Below are 6,747 nucleotides of genomic sequence, written 5' to 3' on the forward strand. Positions count from 1 at the left end.
TTCGGTGACGCCAAGATGACAACCGCGCTTCTGGATCGCGTAACTCATCACTGCGCAATCATCGAGACAGGCAACACGTCATACCGGTTCGCACAGAGCAAGCGACGCAGAAAAACATAAACGTCGCGCAAGCAAAGGCCCCAGACGGACTCGCTATAGGAGGGCGGCCCGCCTGGGGCCTTTGCGCCACAAGGGGTGGGTCAAATTCAAACGCTGAAACCGGGTCAGTTTTGAACGCTCATTGACAATTTGAGGGGGCGACTAAAGATGCCGGGCATCCACAGGCTAGGTAAGAAAGAGGTTGAGCTTGCAAAACAGCCCGGGCAGCGCCTCGGTGACGGCGGCGGTCTTTTCCTGCACGTTAGGGAAAAGGGCGCGAAGTATTGGTCGGTGCAAGTCACCATCAAAGCCGCTTTTGGGCGCGGAAAGCGGGTGGAACTCGGCCTCGGCCCCTATCCAGACGTAACACTTGATCAAGCCCGCGATTTGGCCGCGGCAGCGCGGGAGCTGGCCCGCAGCGGCACTGACCCACGTGAAGAGCGGCGCAAGCAGCTCCAAAAGAGTCAGACCTTTGAGGAAGTATGCGCGCTCGCATTCGAGGCCCGCAAAGCAGAACTCAAAGGCGACGGAGCCTCCGGGCGCTGGATGTCGCCCTTGAACCTCCACGTGATCCCCAAAATTGGGGACCGTCCAATCACCGAGATCACCCAGAACGACATTGTGGATGTTCTAAAACCGCTCTGGCACACGAAGGCCGATACCGCGCGCAAGGGCATGAACCGTATCGGCATCGTAATCAAGCATGGAGCTGCAATGGGCTTAGACGTAGATCTTCAGGCCACCGACAAAGCCAAGGCACTTCTTGGAAAAAGTCGCCATGTTGCGAAGAATATGCCCTCAATGCCGTGGCAAGAGGTTCCCGCCTTCTATGGGAGTTTAGGTGAGGCGACCACAGAGCTTGCTTTGCGCCTGCTAATCCTAACTGGTGTTCGCAGCGGACCATTGCGCACGATGCACGAAAACCAAATTGACGGTGACGTATGGACCATTCCTGCCGAGGACATGAAAGGCAACAAGGGGAAGACCCAAGCCTTCCGCGTCCCACTCAGCGCAACTGCTCAGCTTGTTGTTGCCAAAGCACTGGAAGGCAGCCGGGACGGATACCTATTTCCCAGCCCGCGCAAGGGCGTGATCAGTGACATGTCCATGACTCAATTCATGAAGCGCCAAGGTTTTGAAGCGCGCCCTCACGGATTTCGCACCAGCTTGCGAACATGGCTGAACGGCACCGACGCCCCCTATGAGGTAAAGGAAATGGTCCTCTCCCACAAATTCGGAAACGCCGCTGCCAAAGCTTACGACCGTGACGATTTTCTTGAGAAGCGTGCAGTCTTGTTGGAGCAGTGGGCGAACCATGTGACAGGTGGCACCGGCGAGAAACTTCAATTAGTTGAGGCAGGCTGATGGTCGCGTTTAGTTTCAGTTCAGCAGAAATGCTGGCCGCCGGGGTGAAGCCTTGGCGCGGCCCGCCGCATGAGGCACCACGGGATTACGCCCTCCACCTGTGGCTGCAACTGACCAACCCAGACGAGGATATGGACTTCTGGACAGCATGTGAGCTGGCACAAATAGACAAGGAGGTATGGGAAGAGCTAATCAAAGCCGTTCAAGGGGCAGATACAAGCACTTGGTCGCATGAGGCGCTGTCAGCCTTGTGTGCTGCTGTAACGGCCAAACCGCGCCGCCGGGGGGGAGGTGCTACAGCAAGGCGCAACACCCGCCTACGGATGGTTGCAGCCCAGCTTGCGCAACATTACCCGAAGCTACCCCGCAAGCCCGGGACCGGTGGGGTCGCCGATATTATTGCAGGGCTTCCGGGGGCAGTGATGAGCGCTGATTCAGTGTACAACAACGTGCTGACCGGGCAATAAAAAACTAGCCCGTTTGTATTGCTTACCAACAAAGCACAACACCTTAAACCTGTGCCTACCAAAGCCTTAGTGGCACAAAATAGGAGGTTTAAGGCCATGAAATACCTGAATATTCATCAGGTTCGTGAGAAGCTCGGCGGACGCTCCGCCAATTCCATTTACACCGATATTGAACGCGGCCAACTGCCCAAGCCAATCAAGCTCGGCAACCGCAACGTCTGGCCTGAGACGGCAATTGATGATGCAATGGCAAGCCTCGCCAAAGAACAGGGCGTAGAGTTACCCGCTTGACTTAGCGAACCTCGCTGAAACGGCATACGCCCTACTGGGGCACCCCGATCAACCACTCATCGCTATAGCAACAAAGGCTTTGCGGCAGCGCCCCGCAATGCAGTTACGCTATCTGCCTTCAATTCAGGCCATAAAGGCACGTTCCATGGACGATAAGTACAACACCCTTCGCAGCATGAAAGCTGCGAAGGCGCTGGGCATGTCAGCGCAAGAACTAATGGATGCGACGGAGCGCGGCAAAACAATCGCGGCATCTAGCCTCGAGCTACTTGAGGTTCGTGAGATCACCTCAGATGCGCCGCCAACCATTTCGGTTGACGCAAACGGAAAGCGGCACATCTTCGCCATCCCCGTTGTCGAGCGCCACGTTGAGACAGTCATCGAAACGAAAGTGGACCACAATAAGTTTGTGACAAAAGAGGCGGCGGGCGGCTTGCCTTGGGTTTGCCTACCAGCACCGGATGGTCAGGACATCCCGCTCGCACCAATCCTGCCGGGAATCGACGGCCCCGCGACAGCCAAGCGACAAGCCATTTCAGCCGTGCGTGCAGTGTTGTCCACCACAAAGGCAGTCCTGCAAGACACCGTTAGCATGCCCAGCGCACAAACCCCTCCTGCAACATCCAATAGGCCACCAACGGCCATCAAAGGGCTTGCTAGCACGGGTGCAGCAGCACCACCGCCACCACCGCCAGCCGCACCGGCACCTGTGGCTCCATCAACCCTTTGTCCGGCCAAAGTTGAGCCGCACAGAATGTACACCGTGACAGCGTCAGCGCTGTACGGGCCATCCGCAAGCAGTGCCCACCAGTACCTTGCGTTCTCCTTAAAGAACCCCACAGGGGGTGCCGTTCAGTTGAAATTCCTACGTAACGCAAAAGACGATGATGCCGCGCGGCAGTGGGATTTCTTGCTTGGGATGTTCGTTCAAGGATGCGGGCTGGATGGAATTCGCAAGGATTCAGAAGAGTTGCACGGCAAAGTCATCAACTTGTACTGCGCGCCGGGCACCTACGCGGGCCTCTGCTCCGTGAGCACTGCTTTGGGGGTTGATCCATGAACCATCTTGGACAGTTCGCCGGGCAGACCGGGGACACCAACCACCTGCCCGCTGTCCTCACCGTGATTAACTATCACGGGCTGAACATGGGCAAGGTGTATTGGCACGAGCAAGGTACCACCAAAAGCCGCACCGACGGCAACGGATACGTAGGTACTTTTCGGGTGGCTGAGTTCCGCACCATGGCGGAGCTTAGTATCCTGCTGGACCGCTTCGAGATTAGCGAAATTTATGTGCAGGGCGTCCCACGCTGGCCTGATGCGCGCATTGGTTACGTCTACACAAACGAAGTTCCTTTCTACGTCGACGAAACGCAAGACTGGGCGGTGCGGCGCACCAAGGAAGATTTCACAGACGCGCCCCTTGGTATTGCCACCATGGACAGTGACATGGACTGGGCACCACGCGAATTAAGCGCGCCGCTAACCACGCCCAGCGAATTCTTTCATTTCCTGTTGCGCACCATACCGGAACTGGAGGGCGTTGGCTTGCTGGTGCGGCCCTCAGGCAGTAACGGCATCACCAACCCGGACGGCACGCCCTTCAAGAATAGCCGGAACTACCACACCGCATTCAAGTGCTACGGTGAAGAACGATACGCTATCCTCGAACGGTTGTTCGGGCTGCTTGTATTGCGTGGGTGTGGTTGGTTTATGATTGGCGAAAGCGGCGGCCTTCTGGAACGCAGCCCGATTGACCGCTCCCTGCGCATCCAGAACCAGCCCGTGTTTGCGGCCCCGCCCCGTGTTGAACACCCAGTCATTGACAACCGGCCTGCACCTGTAGCTGTCGAGGGACGGGTGCTTCGCCTGGCCGATCTGCCTGAGGTGAACCCGGAAGCCCTTGCCGCTGTTCTCGCGGAACTTAAATCCGACCCGGCTCTGCGGCAGCGCCAAGCGCAGATCAAATACGCCTACCAGAAGAAGCAGGCCCGCGCGGCGTTGGCAGCTACCGTGCTACCGACCCGGCAGCAGGTGCGCGAGGCTATCGTGCACCAACGCAAACAAGCTGCAATGCGGGACAAGGCCGAGTTGCATGGTGAGCCGCTGCCGCTAGAGTTTGAAATTCACACAGTACGCCACGGCGTCCGGACGGTTGCGGACCTGCTGGACCAGCGCGAGTTCTTTCACGGCGCGCTTACCAAAGACCCCATGGAGCCGGACTACCGGGGTGGCGCGCAAACCGGCAAGCTTTACCTGAACGGCCACAACCCAATGTTGACCTCACTGGCGCATGGGCGGTTGATCAAATATCGCCTGCAACAGCCTGAGGCGAAATATGGCTTCGACCTCAGCACCGTGACGATCTGCGGCAGGCCCGTAGTGCCAGGGCTCGACGCAGGTACTGCGCCAGGGGAGAACGCTCCTGTAGAGCTCGCAGCGTCAGACGCCTGCCAGCGTCTTGCTGATGCCGTGGGCAAGTGGTTCCTACGCGGCGGGAAGGTAGGCATCCGCGCCACAATGGGCCTAGGCAAGACAACTTTGGTGGCCCGGTTGCTGGTGGAAAATCGGAACCGTTATTACCTGTTTCTGCTCCCGACCGTGCAGAAGGCAAGGGAGGCGTTTGAAGCATACTGCAAAGCGGGCGGAACAGAGGGCTATGTCTACCTCGGCAGGCGGCAGCCACACCCTGAAAATCCAAACGAAACGATGTGCACCGACTTGGATCACGCTGACTGGAACCTAAACTTCGGCACCAAGGGCACGAGCTTGTGCGCCGGTTGCCCGCGTTTTCGCCAGAAGCAGTGCGGTTACGACGTCCAGCGTGAATGGCTTGGATCCTATCAACCCCGCGTGGTTTTCGCGGTTCACGAATTCGCGCACGTCCCTTTGCCCGGCTGGGAGCCGGATAGGGTGATAATTGACGAAACGCTGCGAAACGGAGGGGTAGACCTAAGCATAAGCACTCCGAGCCTGAATCTTGTTGGATTGCCAAACGAGCCAACCAAAGAGCAGGTCGAGGAACGCCTTCTTGCACACCAGCGCACAATCCCCGACTTTGACGAAGCCTCCCGACTGGCGCACCGGCATCATGCCCTTGTCTTGGAGGCCATGCGGGACCGGCCCGAGTGCATTGTTAGGATGGGCGGCAACGTAATAGCCGGGCAGAAACTGGAATACCTGCACAAGGAAAAAGACACACTGGTTCTAGACGGCACCATGCGACGCAAGCTGACTGAAATCTATTTGGGCCAGCTGGACGAGGTCGTTCACATTGATGCTAAGCGAAACGGCACGCTGACTCAGGTCATCGGGAAGCAGATGGGCATTCGGTCACTGCTTAGCTCCGGCGAACAAAAGGTGCGTGAAACCCTGCTGCAACTGGCAGAGGGTTTTGAAGGTAAGATATGCGAGAAGAAAGTGCGGGATAAACTTGGAAAGGTGGACGACAAATCGTGGGGGCACTTTGGGGCACTGCGCGGCATGAACACCTTTGAGGCATTCAATACGCTTATCATCTTTGGATACCGGCAGCCGCCCGTTGCGGCGATGGTGGCGATTGCTTCTCTACTGCTAGAGGAGAAAGTAAAAGGCAAAGAAGTCGACGAGCAACGCTATTTGAAGTTGCGCAACGGTGGCGGACGGCAGCACTGCACGACGACAAAGGTGCACACAAACGAGCTTGTAACAGAACTAATCCGGGCGCACCGGGAAGATGAATTGGCGCAGGCGGTGGACCGGCTGCGTATGGTTTGGCATGAAGGCGAGCCTAAGCGCGTTGTGTTGGTGACACCGGTAGTGTTGGACCTTTTTATAGATGAAGTTGTTGAATGGTTCGATTTTAAGGCAGGTCGTACCGAGCATCGTTTAGTTACAGCGGTGCGGGCCGAGGGCGGCAAAATGTGTCTGAGTAAGCGGCAACTCGCGTCTAAGTATCCTGCGCTTTACGCCTCTCAATCCACCGCTGAACGTGACTTAAAGGCCGCACAATTTGGCGAAATTTCGGGCATTTCAGTGATTGGCACTGGGCCACGCGGAGTCAAAAAGCTCAAGCTTTCGCGATTTTAGTGAACCACTGTAAGTGGCTGTTTTCGGGCAAATAAATGTCAAATGGGCCAGAGAGGGCCACTGGCCCATTTGCCTAGTATACGTAAAGGGTTTTGGGCCAATCCCTGCGCCAACTTTGACACGGCGAAACCACCTAACAGACACCCTCTAACGCCTTCGCAACCCTCAACCACCACGGCTCAAACCTAACATGATATGGTGTGACCGAGGTGCTAGCGAAACGTGAAGCGCCTGGTGCAAAGGATCACCAGCGACTATATGCTCCGACACCGGACATGGTTCATCAGGACTTGCAGATGTGACTGTGTCTCTTGCAGGCCAAGACCTGCGCTGATCCGTATTTGCCCAATCCGCAGGCGGCAAAACACCATTGCCCACCTAAAGCAGTTTTGCCCGCACAGGGCCACAAATTGGCCACCCGGCGGGGTTGCCCCCCTACATATACACGCCCCCCCCC

6 protein-coding genes are annotated in these 6,747 nt (G+C 57.1%); all 6 read left to right on the plus strand.

From position 1 onward, the window contains the following. Positions 1-120: ATP-binding protein (locus GKC28_RS25665; RefSeq protein WP_217433978.1), on the plus strand; the 120-nt coding region annotated here is incomplete at its 5' end. Positions 121-267: 147 nt separating this feature from the next. Next, positions 268-1,464, plus strand: a complete 1,197-nt coding sequence (locus tag GKC28_RS25670) for an integrase arm-type DNA-binding domain-containing protein (RefSeq protein WP_174149774.1) — start codon at positions 268-270, stop codon at positions 1,462-1,464. Then, on the plus strand, positions 1,464-1,931 hold the full coding sequence (locus GKC28_RS25675) for a hypothetical protein (protein WP_174149775.1): 468 nt from the start codon (positions 1,464-1,466) through the stop codon (positions 1,929-1,931). Before GKC28_RS25670 ends, GKC28_RS25675 begins: the two co-directional genes overlap by 1 nt. 96 nt (positions 1,932-2,027) lie before the next feature. Beyond that, entirely contained in the window at positions 2,028-2,222 is a 195-nt protein-coding gene (locus tag GKC28_RS25680; RefSeq protein WP_174149776.1) for an AlpA family transcriptional regulator, read from the plus strand. A 145-nt stretch (positions 2,223-2,367) separates the two neighbouring features. Further along, positions 2,368-3,282: a hypothetical protein gene (locus GKC28_RS25685; RefSeq protein ID WP_174149777.1), complete on the plus strand. Its 915-nt coding sequence runs from the start codon at positions 2,368-2,370 to the stop codon at positions 3,280-3,282. Then, positions 3,279-6,290, plus strand: coding sequence for a hypothetical protein (locus GKC28_RS25690; protein WP_174149778.1), 3,012 nt, complete (start codon positions 3,279-3,281; stop codon positions 6,288-6,290). The genes GKC28_RS25685 and GKC28_RS25690 overlap by 4 nt, the downstream gene beginning before the upstream one ends. Positions 6,291-6,747: the final 457 nt, after the last annotated feature.

Source organism: Leisingera sp. ANG59 (assembly GCF_013317235.1).
Lineage (GTDB): Bacteria > Pseudomonadota > Alphaproteobacteria > Rhodobacterales > Rhodobacteraceae > Leisingera.

Coding starts and splice junctions, on each gene's coding strand:
- GKC28_RS25670 (WP_174149774.1), top strand. CDS start 268: ATGCCGGGCATCCACAGGCTAGGTAAGAAAGAGGTTGAGCTTGCAAAA.
- GKC28_RS25675 (WP_174149775.1), top strand. CDS start 1,464: ATGGTCGCGTTTAGTTTCAGTTCAGCAGAAATGCTGGCCGCCGGGGTG.
- GKC28_RS25690 (WP_174149778.1), top strand. CDS start 3,279: ATGAACCATCTTGGACAGTTCGCCGGGCAGACCGGGGACACCAACCAC.
- GKC28_RS25685 (WP_174149777.1), top strand. CDS start 2,368: ATGGACGATAAGTACAACACCCTTCGCAGCATGAAAGCTGCGAAGGCG.
- GKC28_RS25680 (WP_174149776.1), top strand. CDS start 2,028: ATGAAATACCTGAATATTCATCAGGTTCGTGAGAAGCTCGGCGGACGC.